We start from the raw sequence: 14068 nt of genomic DNA, 5'->3' as shown, positions 1-14068 counted from the left end.
GCTTGCCCCAGCCGGTATGCGTCGATCTCTTCGTCGTAGCGGCCCAAGGCACCGAGCGCGCGGCCACGGTTGAAGTGCGCCTGCCACAACGCCGGCGCGTTGGCCGACGTGCGCTCGAACCAGCCGAGCGCACGCGCGTTGTCGCCCGCCTGCGCCCAGGTCAGGCCAATGGTGTGCATCGTGCCGATGACGTCCGGCGACTGCTGCACGGTGGCGTCGAACAGCGCCTCGGCACGCATCTGACGCCCGGCCTGGAGGCTGGCCATCGCGGCGTCGAAACTCGCCTGCGCGCCCGGCTGCGGCACGAGCGCGATCAGGCGGTCGAAGGCGTCGGCGGCCGACTCGAAGGCGTTGGTGCGCAACGAGACGTAGGCGAGGCCCTCGAGGGCCGGCAGGAATTCGGGGGATTGTTTCAGTACTTGGCGCAACTCGGCGATCGCCTCGTCGAGCCGGCCGGCGGCACTCAGTTGTCGTGCACGCTCGCAACGCGCGTCTAATGGCGTCGTCATGCGGCGCATCCTTGCTTGTCTTGGAATGAGAGGGAGTCGGGCCGGCAAGCAACACGACCACCGGGGGCGCCTTGCGCCACCGGCCACTGGCGCCGTGGCCCGATCGAGCGGTGCACACTACACGACCGCACGGCGCGAAGCAAGCCGCGGGAATTGGTCCGCGCAACGCCCATAAAGTTCACATCATCCCAGCCTCATTTTGCGGCCCGGCGTCGGCGCAAACGGTCTCCGCACACACCTCGGGTATCATCTGTCGAAATCTTGTTTTCCCGCAGTGCAACATAAAAACCACAATTCCTCTTGGAAGATCCGGTTTGCCAGCGTATGACACGCGCTTTAACATATTTTTACGGGGCAATCTGGTAGCATCCGCTGCCGTCCCTGCGCGCGCGCAACGTCGCTGCCGCGCTGCATGCCGACGCCAAATCCTGTTATCCGTCCGACCCCTCATCCTCAAGAGGTCTTGATGACGCGCGTAGCCCGTCCGTTCATCCCCGCCACTGCGCGACGCCTGCTTCCCAACCGCTGGGATTTCATTGCGTTCCCGATCATCATCGGTTTCCTGATGGTCAGCTCGTCGGGCATTCGTCAGACGTTGGCCCCGCTGGCCAACCTGCAGACCGAGGTCATCTCGCTCGATCCGGCCAACCTGCCCGAGTACGCGTTGCGCACCACGCTGCGCATGCTCGCAGCGATGGTCGCCTCGCTCGTCTTCACGCTCGTCTATGGGACGCTTGCGGCCAAGAGCCGCCGGGCCGAGAAGCTGCTCGTGCCGATGCTCGACATCCTCCAGTCGGTGCCGGTGCTGGGTTACATCTCGTTCACGGTCACCTTCTTCCTCGCCCTGTTCCCGGGACGCGTGCTCGGCGCCGAATGCGCCGCGATCTTCGCGATCTTCACGAGCCAGGCGTGGAACATGACGTTTTCGTTCTACCAGTCGATGCGCACCCAGCCGCGCGATCTCTCGGAAGTAGCGGTGAATCTGCGGCTCTCGCCGTGGCAGCGCTTCTGGAAACTCGACGTACCGTACTCGATGCCGGGCCTCATCTGGAACATGATGATGAGCATGTCGGGCGGCTGGTTCTTCGTGGTGGCGTCCGAGGCGATCACCGTGGGCGACAAGACGGTGACGCTGCCGGGCATCGGCGCGTATCTCGCCACGGCGATCGTGCAGCGCGATCTGCATGCCGTGGGCTGGGTGATTCTGGCGATGGTCGTCGTCATTGTGATCTACGACCAGTTCCTGTTCCGGCCAATGGTCGCCTGGTCCGACAAATTCCGTCTGGAAGACACCGTCTCGCAGGCCGCGCCCGAGTCGTGGGTGCTCAACCTGATTCAACGCACCCGAGCGATTCAGTTTCTGCTCCGCCCGTTCGGCAAGCTGCTGCGTACGCTCGCGCGTGCACGCATGCCGCTCTCGCTGCCCGCCGCGATCCATTCCGAATCGAAGACCCCGCTCTCGCGCGTGATCGATTGGGTGTGGGCCGCGCTGCTGGTAGTGCTGGGCGGGGTCGCCGCCTGGAAGATCTGCGCCTTCGTGACGGCCGAAGTCGGCGTCGCCGAAGTGCTTCGCGTGTTCGGCCTGGGTCTGGTCACGTTGGTTCGCGTGGTGGTGCTCATTGGCATCGCCTCGGTGGTGTGGGTGCCGCTGGGCGTGCTGATCGGGCTACGCCCGAAGCTTGCCGAACGCATCCAGCCGGTTGCCCAGTTCCTCGCGGCCTTCCCGGCCAACCTGTTGTTCCCGGTCTTCGTGGTGGCGATCGTCCATTTCCACGCCAATCCGGACATCTGGCTCTCGCCGCTCATCGTGCTGGGCACGCAGTGGTACATCCTGTTCAACGTCATCGCCGGTGCGACGACGTTTCCCAACGACTTCAAGGAAGCCGCCACCAACTTCCGCATTCGCGGCTGGCAGTGGTGGCGTCAGATCATGCTGCCGGGCATCTTCCCCTACTACGTGACGGGCGCGATCACGGCGTCGGGCGGCGCGTGGAACGCGTCGATCGTCTCGGAATATGTGCAGTGGGGCAACGACAAGGTTGCCGCGCACGGCCTGGGCGCGTACATCGCGCAAATGACGGAAGCGGGCGACTATCCGCGCATTTTGCTGGGCATCGCCGTGATGGCACTGTTCGTTGTACTGTTCAACCGCTTGCTGTGGCGTCCGATGTACGCCATTGCTGAAAACAAGCTTCGCCTGAATTAAAGGGACCGTGATGCCGAACGATACCCAACCGATTGCCGGAAAAGAGATCTTCTCGCTCGCCAACGTCGGCCGCGGCTTCCGCAAGGGCAGCGACGAGCGGCAAGTGCTCGACGGTGTGAATCTGCAACTGCACGAAGGCGAAATCGTCGGCCTGCTCGGCCGCTCGGGCTCGGGCAAGTCGACGCTGCTGCGTATCATCGCCGGCCTGATTCAGCCGAGCGCGGGCGACATCCGCTATCTCGGCGAACCGCTCGAAGGGCCGCCCGAGGGGGTGGCGATGGTGTTCCAGACCTTCGCGCTGTTTCCGTGGCTGACCGTGCTGCAAAACGTGGAAGCCGGACTGGAAGCGCTTGGCGTCGAGCCGAAGGAGCGTCGCCGCCGTGCCCTCGCCGCCATCGACCTGATCGGTTTGGACGGCTTCGAGAACGCCTATCCGCGCGAACTCTCGGGCGGCATGCGCCAGCGGGTGGGCTTTGCGCGGGCGCTCGTGGTCAATCCCACGCTGCTGCTCATGGACGAGCCGTTTTCCGCGCTCGACGTGCTCACCGCCGAGACGCTGCGTACTGACTTGCTCGACCTGTGGAGCCAGCGGCAGTTGCCGATCAAGTCGATCCTGATCGTCACACACAATATTGAAGAAGCCGTGTTCATGTGCGACCGGATTCTGGTGCTGTCGTCGAATCCCGGCCGCGTGGTCGCCGAGATCAAGGTACCGTTCCCACATCGACGCAACCGTCTCGACCCGGCCTTCCGCAAGATGGTCGACGACATCTATGCGCTGATGACGTCGCGTCGCAGCGCGCACACCACGCAGAAGATGACGCTGGAGTTGTCGAGCCCGCTGCACGAAGTGTCGACCAACCTGATGGCCGGTCTGCTCGAAGCGCTGGCCGGCCCGCCCTACAACGGCCGCGCCGACTTGCCGGAAATCGCACAGACGCTGCTGCTCGAGGTCGACGACCTCTTCCCCGTGGCCGAAATCCTCGACCATTTGGGCTTTGCGGAACTCAAGGAGGGCGACATCCTGCTGACCGTCGCCGGCAAACGTTTCGTGGACGTGAGCACGCAGGAACGCAAGGTGCTGTTCGCCGAGCATCTGCTGCGTCACGTGCCGCTCGCCGCGAAGATTCGCGCCGTGCTGCAGGAACGCCGCGGGCAACGCGCCCCGCGCGTACGGTTCGAGCAGGAGCTGGAAGATTCGATGTCGGACGATCTCGCGCAGGAAACGCTCGATACCGCCATCAACTGGGGACGTTACGCCGAGATCTTCTCGTACAACGACCACACGGAGACGTTCAGTCTGGAAGACGTGGAAGGCGCGACCTGATCATCGTCCGCCGGCGTCCGGCCGGAAATCCAACGCCGCGCGACTCGACTGAGCGCGCGGCGTTGTCATTTTTAGAAGGCGTAGCCCGCGCCGACCATCCAGGTCTGGTTGATCGTCTTCGAATCGGGTTCGTAGGCGTTCGTGCCCGGCGCGACCTGCGTGACGCTGGAGCGCCCATATTGGAAGCGAGACCACTCGTAGCTCGCGTTCACGTGGAAGTTGCGCGCGATCGCATAGTCGAGCCCGAAGCCAGCCACGACGACCGGCTTGTTGCCGAGGCTGAACGTGTTCTGCGAGCCCGCCAGCGTCATCGAGGCGCCCACCATCGCGCCCGCGCGAACGTCTGCGGTCGCCACAAGCTTCGGTGTGACTTCGAGCTGCCCCATCAGGCCGCCGCCGACCACATGATGGCGATAGCGCTCGTAAAAGCCGTTCGGGTCGCGACTGCTGTCACGAATCCAGTCCCGGTAGCTATAGCTCAGGTAAGGAATCACCTGCGCATGCCAGGTGCCGAGTTGGAATGGAATCGCCTTGCCGGCCTTGAGCGTGACGTCCGTCGCGGTCGAGCGCGTGCTCATCTGATAGTTCGGCTGGACAACGCGGCCCGCCAGATCTTGCAGATAACCGTCGTAATCGACGTTGCCGTGCGAGACACGCACCGAGCCAGCGAAATAGAGGTTGGACACGCTGAACAGCTCTCGCTGGGTCGATGCCCCCAGCGCGAACGCGGCGATCGTTCCCCGTTCGGAGTCGCTCTTGCCGGGCGCGATATTTTCCCAGTAATGCAATTGCTGGGCACCCGCGTCGACCCAGACCTGATTGTTGGCGCGCAGCATGGCTTCCTGCGCGGAGACGTTGGCCGCACACACGCTGGCGGCAACGAAGACGAACGCGGCGCGCTTGATGGCGCTTCCGCGATGGCCGCAAGCGATGGTGCGGCGGGTGCTAGGCGTCATGGCACGTCCCTCCCAGGCGTGTTCTCTAAGACGACTCGAAGATGGCCATCGGCGTGGCCACCGTTTTTCGGCATTGTTTCAGCGCGTGAGGTGGCATGCAAGCGGAGAAATGTGGATTCTTCGGATCCTTAGCCAATTGAGATTCACGCGGCTCGAGCGATCGAGACGGGAAAATCGGCTGCATGGCCGTGACGATTGGCAGATGGGCAAACGGCGGGAAATTTTCCCCGGCCGAAGCGGTCGTCGCTGAGGAGAATCGAGCGATCCGACCGTGTCAAAAAGGCCACACGTATCGGTATAGATACTGATTCGCGGTCGTTTTTATGCGGTCGCATAATGGATGCGGAACCTGCTGGTCATGCACCGGGGGGCGCAGCGACGCGCAGTCATGCAGGTTCTTTCCGCGGCGAAGACCGTGCATCAGACCCGAGAAGACGCAATATGAGCTATTACCATTCGAAAGAAGCCGTCCGCGGGCGGGCCATCAGCTTGACCCCCGCGTACCGCTGGCGCCGACGTGCCTTTGCTGTGACCTGTGCGGTCATCGCCGCACTGGCGTACTACGCCGTGCACCACCCGAAGTAAGGTTCACGGCAATCCCCGCGCGCAACGCAACAAGGCGCGTACGACTCGATATCGCACGCGCCTTGCTCGGCTTGTCCTGATCTCCCTCGCAGTCACCGGCTCGCCTTTCGGCGCCATCACCTCCTCCTCAGCGCCGCCGTCACCTCCCCGCTCCCGATCAAGCCGCGTTGCCCAGGACCGGCGCATGCCAGTCGAGTGGCACGTTGGCGAGCATGTCGTCGACCATCGCGTCCAGTCCGAAGGCCGGCTGCCAGTCCCAATCGTAGCGGGCATGGGTATCGTCAAGCGTATGCGGCCAGGTCTCGGCAATCGCCTGGCGGAAGTCCGGGGCGTATTTCACCGTGAAGCTCGGCACACGACGTGCAATTGCCGCCGCCAGCGTGGCCGGGTCGAAGCTCACCCCCGCCACGTTGTACGAGGAACGCACGCGCAGGCGCGAGGCGTCGGCATTCATCAACGCCAGCGTGGCACGCACCGCATCGGGCATGTGGATCATCGGCAGCGTCGCGTCTTCCTTCAGGAAACACGTGTACGTCTCGCCGCGACGCGCCGCCTGGAAGATCTCAATGGCGTAATCGGTCGTGCCGCCGCCCGGGGGCGTCTTGTAGCTGATCACGCCGGGATAGCGCAGGCTGCGCACGTCTACGCCGAACTTCGTGAAGTAGTACTCGCACAGCCGCTCGCCCGCCTGCTTGCTGATGCCGTACATCGTGGTCGGATCCATGATGGCGAGCTGGGGTGTTTCGACGGCCGGCGTATGCGGACCGAATGCGGCAATCGACGACGGCCAGAACACGCGCAGTCCCTGGCGTTCGCGCGCCAGTTCGAGCACATTGAGCAAGCCGTTCATGTTGAGCGTCCAGGCCTGGAGCGGCCGGGTCTCGCCCGTTGCGGAGAGCAGCGCCGCCAAATGGAAGATCTGGGTAACGCCGAAGCGCTCGACCAGCGCGGCCAGTCGTGCGCCGTCGAGCACGTCGAGCGTCTCGTAATGCACCGCGTGACGTGACGGTCCGGGTGCGATGTCCGTGGCGATGACGTTCTCGTTGCCATACTGCGCGGCCAGCGCGTCGACGAGTTCGCTGCCGATTTGACCGTTGGCGCCGATGATGAGGATGCGTTCCATGTTCAACCTTGCTTGAGAATGCCGAGTTCGTTGCCGGCCTGGGCGAACGCCGTCAGCGCCCGGTTCAGTTGATCGCGCGTGTGGGCCGCCGAGAGTTGCACGCGCACGCGCGCCTGTCCGTGCGGCACCACCGGATAGAAGAAGCCGGTGGCAATCACGCCCAGCTCATAAAGCCGCTGCGCGAAACGCTGCGCGAGCGTCGCGTCGAAGAGCATGACCGGCACGATCGGGTGCGTGCCGGGCTTGATGGTGAAGCCCAGCGCCGCCACTTCGCGGCGGAAGAACGCGGTGTTCTCGTGCAATTGCTCACGTCGCGCCGATGAGTGTTCGAGTTCGTCGAACACAGCGAGCGACGTGCCGACAATGGCGGGCGCCAGGCTGTTCGAAAACAGGTACGGGCGCGAGCGCTGACGCAGCGTTTCGATGACCTCGCGTCGCCCGGCCGTGAAGCCCCCCATCGCACCGCCGAGCGCCTTGCCCAGCGTGCCGGTGATGATGTCGATCTTGCCGAGCACACCGTGATGCTCGTGCGTGCCGCGCCCCGTCGGCCCCATGAAGCCGGTCGCGTGACACTCGTCGATCATGATGAGCGCACCGTATTGCTCGGCCAGCGCCACGATGCGATCGAGCTGAGCAATCGTGCCGTCCATCGAGAACACACCGTCGGTCACGATGATGCGATGACGCGCCCCCATCGCCGACTGCAACTGGCGCTCCAGGTCGTCCATGTCGTTGTGGGCATAGCGTAGACGCTGCGCCTTGCAAAGACGCACACCGTCGATGATCGAGGCGTGATTGAGGGCGTCGGAGATGATCGCGTCCTGCTCGTCGAACAGCGGTTCGAAGACGCCGCCATTGGCGTCGAACGCTGCGGCGTACAGGATGGCGTCTTCCGTGCCGAGGTACGCGGCGATGCGAGCCTCAAGCGCCTTGTGCGGACCTTGCGTGCCGCAGATGAAGCGCACCGACGACAAACCGAAACCAAAGTCTTCCAGCGCTTGCTGCGCGGCCTTGACGAGCGTTTCACTGCCCGAAAGCCCGAGGTAGTTGTTGGCGCACAGGTTGATACGCGCCTGCCCGTCGTCGCACATGACCTCCGGCCCCTGCCGCGACATCAGCACGCGTTCCTGTTTGAAAAGGCCCTGCCGGCGCGTGTCTTCGAGTCGTTCGGTCAGTTGACGGTAGAAGCCCTCGCGGGCTTCCGGGGTATGTGCGGTCATCGTGCGCCTCTCCTTGGTGCGGGCGACGGCGCCATTGCGCAGCGCCGTCGCGGGAATCCAGCGGCATCGGTGGATACCGGCCGGTCGCGAAGGGCAGCCGGCATCGAGCGCTTGCTCTGCTACCATGCAGCCATTCACCTTATCGGAAACTATACTTTATATTGAACTAATTTCAATATATTGAAAAATTCTAATATCCCGGAATGCATATGGCAAGTACTCCCGCAGCATCGGCGATGTCACCGGTCGCCCCGCCGCCGGTCGGCGACATGATTCAGCAACTGCGCAAAGAGCGCGGCATGACGCTGGAGACGCTCTCACGCGCGTCCGGCGTCTCCAAATCGATGCTGTCGCAGATCGAGCGCGACAAGGCCAATCCGACCATTGCCGTGGCATGGCGGCTGGCCAATGCGTTGGGTGTGCGCCTCGACCAACTGCTGGGCGCCCCGGCGGGCGACCCCGAGCCGGTACGCGTGATCGGCAAGCATGAAATTCCGACACTGGCGGGCGCGGAGCACGCGTATCAGCTCAAGATCCTGGGACCGATGGAGCTGGCGGGCAAATACGAGTGGTATGAACTGACGCTGCAACCCGGCGCCGCACTCGTCTCCGAGCCGCACGATCCGGGCACGCGCGAACACTTCACGGTGTTCGACGGCCAGGTCGACATCGAGGTCGAACACTTCGCGCGACGCGCCAAGCCGGGCGAGACCGCCCGCTATCCCGCCGACCGCGCCCACGCGATCCGCAATGTCGGCAAATCCGTCGCACGTGGTCTGCTCGTGGTGATCCACGGATAAGCGCGGGCGGAACACCCGCGCGTGGCGCAGGCCGCTACGGCAGCAGCGGCCTGAAGGCACTCAGTCGGCGGTCAGCGCACCCGACATGCCGGCGTCGATGATCTGACGCGCCACCGTCGGCAAAATGCGGAGCGGCGGCGAACCGGGTCCGAAGGTTTGACTCGCTGCATAAGCGCCTTCGAGAATCAGCGAGAGCGCATCGACCAACGGCGCCGGCTCCCGCAAACCCGCGGCCGTGACGAGTTCGGTGAAACGCCGCACCATTTCCGCCTTGTAATTCACCACCGACTGGCGCGCGGGATGCGCCGGGTCGGGGAATTCAGCGGCCACGTTCACGAACGGGCACCCGCGATAGCCGGGCCGACTCGCCCGCTCGGAGAGATCCACGAAGATTTGCAGCAATTGTGCGCGCGGCTCGCCGCGCCGTTTTGCGATACTTTCGTCGATACGCGCCAGACTCGCCGTCTGCATGTGATCGAGATACGCCAGAATCAGCTCGTCCTTCGACGCGAACTGGCGATAGAGGCACATCTTGTTGACGCCGGCGCGTTTGACGACGGCGTCCACGCCCACGGCGCGCACCCCTTCAGTGTGGAACAGTTCCACGGCCGCATTGAGCAGATACTGATGCGCGACGGACGCTGGCGTCACATGCCGCTCGGTCTTGCCCGAGCGCGGCGCCGTTCGGCCTCGGCGCGCAGGGACAACCGTGCCTTTGCGCTTGGCGTCCTTCGTGGCCTTCGCGACCGCGGTCGTTTCTCCCCCTGATGTCGCCGGATCCGGCGTCCCAGGCACATCGGGCATGACAGGCGTTGTCGATTTGGCCATGATCCGGCACTCCCCTAAAGCGGTGATTCGCGATGTCGGGCAGCACCCGGACGTCGCAAACGAATACTTGACATGTTACCGATCGGTTCATACCATGGCAACCTAATGTTACCGATCTGTCACATGCTAACGATTGACCATAGACAGCGCGGTTCCCGCAAACGTTCCCGGGACGGCTGACGAGACCGATCCCCCGCAAGGATTTCCGCCATGAAGGCAGCCATCGCAAGGCGCATCAACGGTCACTTCCACTACGGCTGGATCGTGGTCGGGGTGATATTCCTGGTTCTGCTCGCATCGGCGGGCATTCGCGCGACGCCCAGCGTGATGATGGTGCCGCTCGAGCACGACTTCGGCTGGAGCCGCGCGACCATCTCGCTGGCCATTTCGGTGAATCTGGCGCTATACGGGTTGACCGGCCCGTTCGCCGCCGCTGCAATGCAGCGTTTTGGCATTCGCCCGACCGTCATGGTGGCGTTGCTGCTGCTCGCCTCTGGCACGGCCCTTTCGTCGCTGATGACCGCCCCCTGGCAGATGGTGTTGATCTGGGGCGTGATGGTCGGCGGCGGCACGGGTGTGGCGGCCATCACGTTGGCCGCCACCGTGGCGAACCGCTGGTTCCACACGCATCGCGGTCTGGCGATGGGCATCCTGACGGCGAGTTCGGCCACCGGTCAGATGGTCTTTCTGCCGATGATGGCCGCGATCATCGAGCGTCACGGCTGGCGACCGGTGGTGCTGATCGTGGCGATCGTCGCGGCGCTGGTGCTGCCGCTCGTCGCGTTCCTCCTGCCGGAGCGTCCGGGGTCGGTTGGCCTGCGCCCGGTCGGCGCCCCTGAAGACGCGCCGGATATCCCGCTCGCGCAAGGCAATCCGCTGACCCACGCGTTGTCGGTACTGCGCGTGGCGGCCGGCAAGCGTGACTTCTGGCTCTTGTTCTTCAGCTTCTTCATCTGCGGCGCGAGCACCAACGGCTACATCGGCACGCACTTCATCGCGATGTGCAGCGATTACGGGCTCTCCGAAGTCAAGGGAGCCGGCATTCTCGCGGCGATGGGCATGCTCGATCTCGTGGGCACCACGCTTTCTGGCTGGCTCTCCGATCGATACAACAGTCGCGTGTTGCTGTTCTGGTATTACGGGTTGCGCGGGCTGTCGCTGATTTACCTGCCGTATGCGTTCGGCTTCGATTTCTTCGGCCTGCCGCTCTTTGCGCTGTTCTACGGCCTGGACTGGATCGCGACCGTGCCGCCGACCGTGCGCCTGACGACCGATGTGTTCGGCAAAACCGCGGCCCCCATCGTGTTCGGCTGGATCGTGGCGGGGCACCAGCTCGGTGCAGCAACGGCCGCCCTGGTCGCCGGCTCGCTGCGCGCCACGCTCGGCAACTACACAATGGCATCGATGCTCTCGGGCGGCGTGTGCATTATCGGCGCGCTCATGGTGCTGCGCATTAACCGGCGCGCACCGAGTCAGCCCGTCCCGGCCGGCGCGTAATCCCGCCATCGGGCCGCCGTGATGCCTCGCACCGGTACACGTATTGCCGAGCATCGAGACGCGTTTTTGCATCGACAGGCGTCGCCTTTGGTGACGTCGGCGAGATTTCAGCAATTGCCGTAACCTATTCAAGTTTTGTGCAGGACAGCATCCCCCATTTTCACAGGACCCTGAACAATGACGGACTCGCAACACCCTCAACTCACCGCGCTCGACACGGACCTTTTCTCGCCGTACCGGCTGGGTCCGCTCGAACTGCGCAACCGTATCGTGATGGCACCGCTTACGCGCAGCCGCGCCGGTGCCGGCGACGTGCCGGGCTCGATGAACGCCGAGTACTATGTGCAACGCGCGTCGGCCGGACTCATCATCAGCGAAGCCACCAACATCTCGCAGCAAGGCAAGGGCTATGCCTTCACGCCGGGCATCTACACCGAAGCGCAGATCGCCGGCTGGAAAGGGGTGACGGACGCGCTCCACGCCAAGGGCGGAAAGATCTTCTGCCAGCTCTGGCACGTCGGCCGTATCTCGCACACGTCGCTGCAGCCTGACGGTGCGCTGCCGGTCGCGCCTTCGGCGATTCAACCGGCGGGCAAGGCCTTCACGGAGCACGGTTTCGAGCCGCACCCGACGCCGCGCGCGCTGGAGACCGCCGAGATCCCGGGCATCGTCGAGCAGTATCGTCATGCTGCCGAGTGCGCGAAGCGCGCCGGTTTCGATGGTGTGGAAATCCACGCGGCGAACGGCTATCTGCTCGATCAGTTCATGCGCGACAAGACGAACCACCGCACCGATCAATACGGCGGCAGCATCGAGAATCGCGTGCGTCTGACCCTGGAAGTCACGCAGGCCGTCGTCGATGTGTGGGGCGCCGATCGCGTCGGCATTCGCCTCTCGCCGGTCAGCCCGGCGAACGATTGCGGCGACAGCCATCCGGAACCGGTATTCACGTACGCGGTTGAACAGCTCAACCGTTTCGGCCTCGTATATCTGCACATCGTCGAAGGCGCGACGGGCGGTCCCCGTGAGGTCGAGAACGGTTTCGATCTGCAGAAGCTTCGTCAACGCTTCACTGGCACCTTCATGGCCAACAACGGTTACGACCTCGCGCTGGCGATCGAGGCGCGCAAGGAGAACCGCGCTGATCTCATCGCGTTCGGCAAACCGTTCATCGCCAATCCGGATCTGGTGGAGCGCCTCCAGCGCGGCGGCCCGTTCAACGACCTGGATCGCGCCACGCTTTACGGCGGCGACGCGCACGGCTATCTCGACTATCCGACGCTTGACGAATCGGCGGCATAACGCGCCGTAGCGCCTCGCAACGCCCTCGCGTCGGATCGTTGCGCTACGTCAGAAAGGGCTCCTGCGGGAGCCCTTTCTGTCTGGCGAGTGCAATATCAATCGCGTCGTGCGTCGTGCGTCATGCGTCGTGCGAGTCGTACGAGAAGAATCACGACACATGGCCGCGTCTTCCTGATCTCACACCCAATGGCGGGGTCCAGTGAAACGGCCCACACTTCGCCTCGTTTCACCGCGTCCACTCCTCCTCATCGAAGTCGTTGCCGAAACTCCACAACTGCCGCTCCTCGTCGTTGACCATGTCGCCCAGTTCAATCGGCGGCATTTCGCTCTGTTCACTCCCCACACAACCCGGTTCGTCTCGTTCATCCATATCCCACTCCGATGTCATTCCCCCGTCACTGCGCGGTTACGCCGCCCGCTGCCCTTGCCAACGCACCAGATCCGCACCCGCCGGATTCTGGTACATGCGCAAGCCGAACTCGGGCAGGATCGCGAGCAGATGATCGAAGACATCGCCCTGCACGCGTTCGTACTCGGCCCACACCGTGGTGTTGGTGAAGCAATACAGTTCGACCGGGATGCCCGTGGCGGACGGCTCGAGCGAGCGCACCATGCACGTCATGCCCTCGTGAATGTTCGGATGCGCCTTCAGATACGCCAACGCATACGCGCGGAAGGTGCCGATGTTCGTCAGCCGCCGGGTGTTGGCCGGCACCGCCGCGGCAATGCCCAGCGCGCCCAGCGCCGCATTCGCATCGGCCAACGAACGCTGCTTATCCGTCAGATACGACCCAAGCAGATGCAGCCGCGACAGGCGCGCAATCTCCGCTTCGTCGAGAAACCCGACGCTACCCGCATCGACACACAGCGTGCGCTTGATGCGGCGGCCGCCCGACTGCTGCATGCCGCGCCAATTGCGAAAGCTCTCGGCAATCAACCGCCAGGTCGGGATCGTGGTGATCGTCTTGTCCCAGTTCTGCACCTTCACGGTATGCAGGGCGATGTCGACCACATCGCCGTCGGCGCCCACTTGCGGCATTTCGATCCAGTCGCCCACGCGCAGCATGTCGTTCGACGTAAGTTGCACGCTGGCGACGAACGACATGATCGTGTCCTTGAACACCAGCAGCAGCACCGCCGACATCGCCCCCAGACCGGAGAGCAGCAGCCATGGCGAACGGTCGATGATCGTCGCCACGATCGCGATCGCCGCGACCACATACAGCGCGATCTTGCCTAACTGCACATATCCCTTGATCGAGCGCGTGCGCGCGTGCTCCGAGAGCGCGTAGACCGTTTGTGCGGCGTCGAGAATGCCTGCGATGGCCAGCGTGGCGTAGAGCAGCGTCATCGCAAGCGCGACGTTGCCGATGATCATGAGCGCCTTCGCCGGCAGATCCGGCACCCACGCGATGCCGAACTGAATCACGAGGTACGGCAAGATCCGCGCCGCGCGGTGAAAAACGCGATGTGCGAGCAAGGCGTCGTCCCAACGATTCGCCGTACGCTGTACGACGATGCGCACCACGCGAACGATCAGGCACCGCGCCACCGCTTGCACCAACAGCGCCACCATGAGCAGTATCGCCAACGCCCCGGCCAACCGTGCCCATGGCGCGTTGTCGAACCATGCCATCATTGCTTCCCACGTCATCCTGCAACTCCTTGCCTGCTGATTGTCCCGAGCGTTGCGCCGCGCAGGTGAATACAAAAAA

Annotated in this window: 14 protein-coding genes; 6 read left to right on the top strand and 8 right to left on the bottom strand. The window is 64.0% G+C overall.

The window, feature by feature from the left end:
• Positions 1 to 509: tetratricopeptide repeat protein (locus A985_RS24660; protein WP_198288670.1), on the bottom strand; the 509-nt coding region annotated here is incomplete at its 3' end.
• 466 nt (positions 510 to 975) lie between these two features.
• Here A985_RS24660 and A985_RS0108070 point away from each other — a divergent pair.
• Positions 976 to 2715 (top strand): ABC transporter permease subunit, encoded by a 1740-nt coding sequence (locus A985_RS0108070; protein WP_017232897.1) that lies wholly within the window; start codon positions 976 to 978, stop codon positions 2713 to 2715.
• Positions 2716 to 2725: 10 nt separating this feature from the next.
• The gene (locus A985_RS0108065) at positions 2726 to 4042 is read left to right on the top strand and encodes an AAA-associated domain-containing protein (protein ID WP_017232896.1); all 1317 of its coding nucleotides are present in this window, start codon (positions 2726 to 2728) and stop codon (positions 4040 to 4042) included.
• A 71-nt stretch (positions 4043 to 4113) separates the two neighbouring features.
• On the opposite strand, the gene A985_RS0108060 is transcribed toward A985_RS0108065, so the two are convergent.
• A complete protein-coding gene (locus A985_RS0108060) occupies positions 4114 to 4998 on the bottom strand; it encodes an outer membrane protein (protein WP_017232895.1) in 885 nt (294 codons plus the stop codon).
• 441 nt (positions 4999 to 5439) lie between these two features.
• Here A985_RS0108060 and A985_RS28110 point away from each other — a divergent pair, with 441 nt between their 5' ends.
• Positions 5440 to 5583, top strand: coding sequence for a hypothetical protein (locus A985_RS28110; RefSeq protein ID WP_017232894.1), 144 nt, complete (start codon positions 5440 to 5442; stop codon positions 5581 to 5583).
• A 157-nt stretch (positions 5584 to 5740) separates the two neighbouring features.
• Here A985_RS28110 and A985_RS0108050 read toward each other — a convergent pair whose 3' ends face one another.
• Both A985_RS0108050 and kbl read right to left on the bottom strand, forming a co-directional pair.
• Complete coding sequence (locus A985_RS0108050) at positions 5741 to 6706, bottom strand: NAD-dependent epimerase/dehydratase family protein (protein ID WP_017232893.1); 966 nt, start codon at positions 6704 to 6706, stop codon at positions 5741 to 5743.
• A 2-nt stretch (positions 6707 to 6708) separates the two neighbouring features.
• Positions 6709 to 7926: a glycine C-acetyltransferase gene (gene kbl / locus A985_RS0108045; protein WP_017232892.1), complete on the bottom strand. Its 1218-nt coding sequence runs from the start codon at positions 7924 to 7926 to the stop codon at positions 6709 to 6711.
• A gap of 203 nt (positions 7927 to 8129) precedes the next feature.
• Here kbl and A985_RS0108040 point away from each other — a divergent pair, with 203 nt between their 5' ends.
• A complete protein-coding gene (locus A985_RS0108040) occupies positions 8130 to 8726 on the top strand; it encodes a helix-turn-helix domain-containing protein (RefSeq protein ID WP_369751557.1) in 597 nt (198 codons plus the stop codon).
• A 60-nt stretch (positions 8727 to 8786) separates the two neighbouring features.
• Here A985_RS0108040 and A985_RS24655 read toward each other — a convergent pair whose 3' ends face one another.
• A complete protein-coding gene (locus tag A985_RS24655; RefSeq protein ID WP_017232890.1) occupies positions 8787 to 9554 on the bottom strand; it encodes a TetR/AcrR family transcriptional regulator in 768 nt (255 codons plus the stop codon).
• Positions 9555 to 9764: 210 nt separating this feature from the next.
• Here A985_RS24655 and A985_RS0108030 point away from each other — a divergent pair, with 210 nt between their 5' ends.
• Together A985_RS0108030 and A985_RS0108025 are read left to right on the top strand one after the other, a co-directional pair.
• On the top strand, positions 9765 to 11051 hold the full coding sequence (locus tag A985_RS0108030; protein ID WP_017232889.1) for an MFS transporter: 1287 nt from the start codon (positions 9765 to 9767) through the stop codon (positions 11049 to 11051).
• Positions 11052 to 11228: 177 nt separating this feature from the next.
• A complete protein-coding gene (locus A985_RS0108025; RefSeq protein WP_017232888.1) occupies positions 11229 to 12353 on the top strand; it encodes an alkene reductase in 1125 nt (374 codons plus the stop codon).
• Positions 12354 to 12448: 95 nt separating this feature from the next.
• Here the strand turns inward: A985_RS0108025 and A985_RS27400 are convergent, their stop codons facing one another.
• The 3 genes from A985_RS27400 to A985_RS0108015 are packed head-to-tail and all read right to left on the bottom strand — an operon-like array spanning position 12449 to position 14007.
• Positions 12449 to 12568 carry a type II toxin-antitoxin system PemK/MazF family toxin gene (locus tag A985_RS27400; protein ID WP_232424557.1) on the bottom strand — a complete coding sequence of 40 codons (120 nt, stop codon included), beginning with the start codon at positions 12566 to 12568 and terminating at the stop codon, positions 12449 to 12451.
• Positions 12569 to 12579: 11 nt separating this feature from the next.
• Entirely contained in the window at positions 12580 to 12723 is a 144-nt protein-coding gene (locus A985_RS28105) for a hypothetical protein (protein ID WP_017232887.1), read from the bottom strand.
• Between the two features lie 36 nt (positions 12724 to 12759).
• A complete protein-coding gene (locus A985_RS0108015) occupies positions 12760 to 14007 on the bottom strand; it encodes a mechanosensitive ion channel family protein (RefSeq protein WP_017232886.1) in 1248 nt (415 codons plus the stop codon).
• Positions 14008 to 14068 lie beyond the last annotated feature (61 nt).

It is taken from the genome of Pandoraea sp. B-6, assembly GCF_000282835.1.
GTDB lineage: Bacteria > Pseudomonadota > Gammaproteobacteria > Burkholderiales > Burkholderiaceae > Pandoraea > Pandoraea cepalis.
Note: the sequence above shows the minus strand (reverse complement) of the source record. Positions and strands in the feature narration are given on the sequence as shown.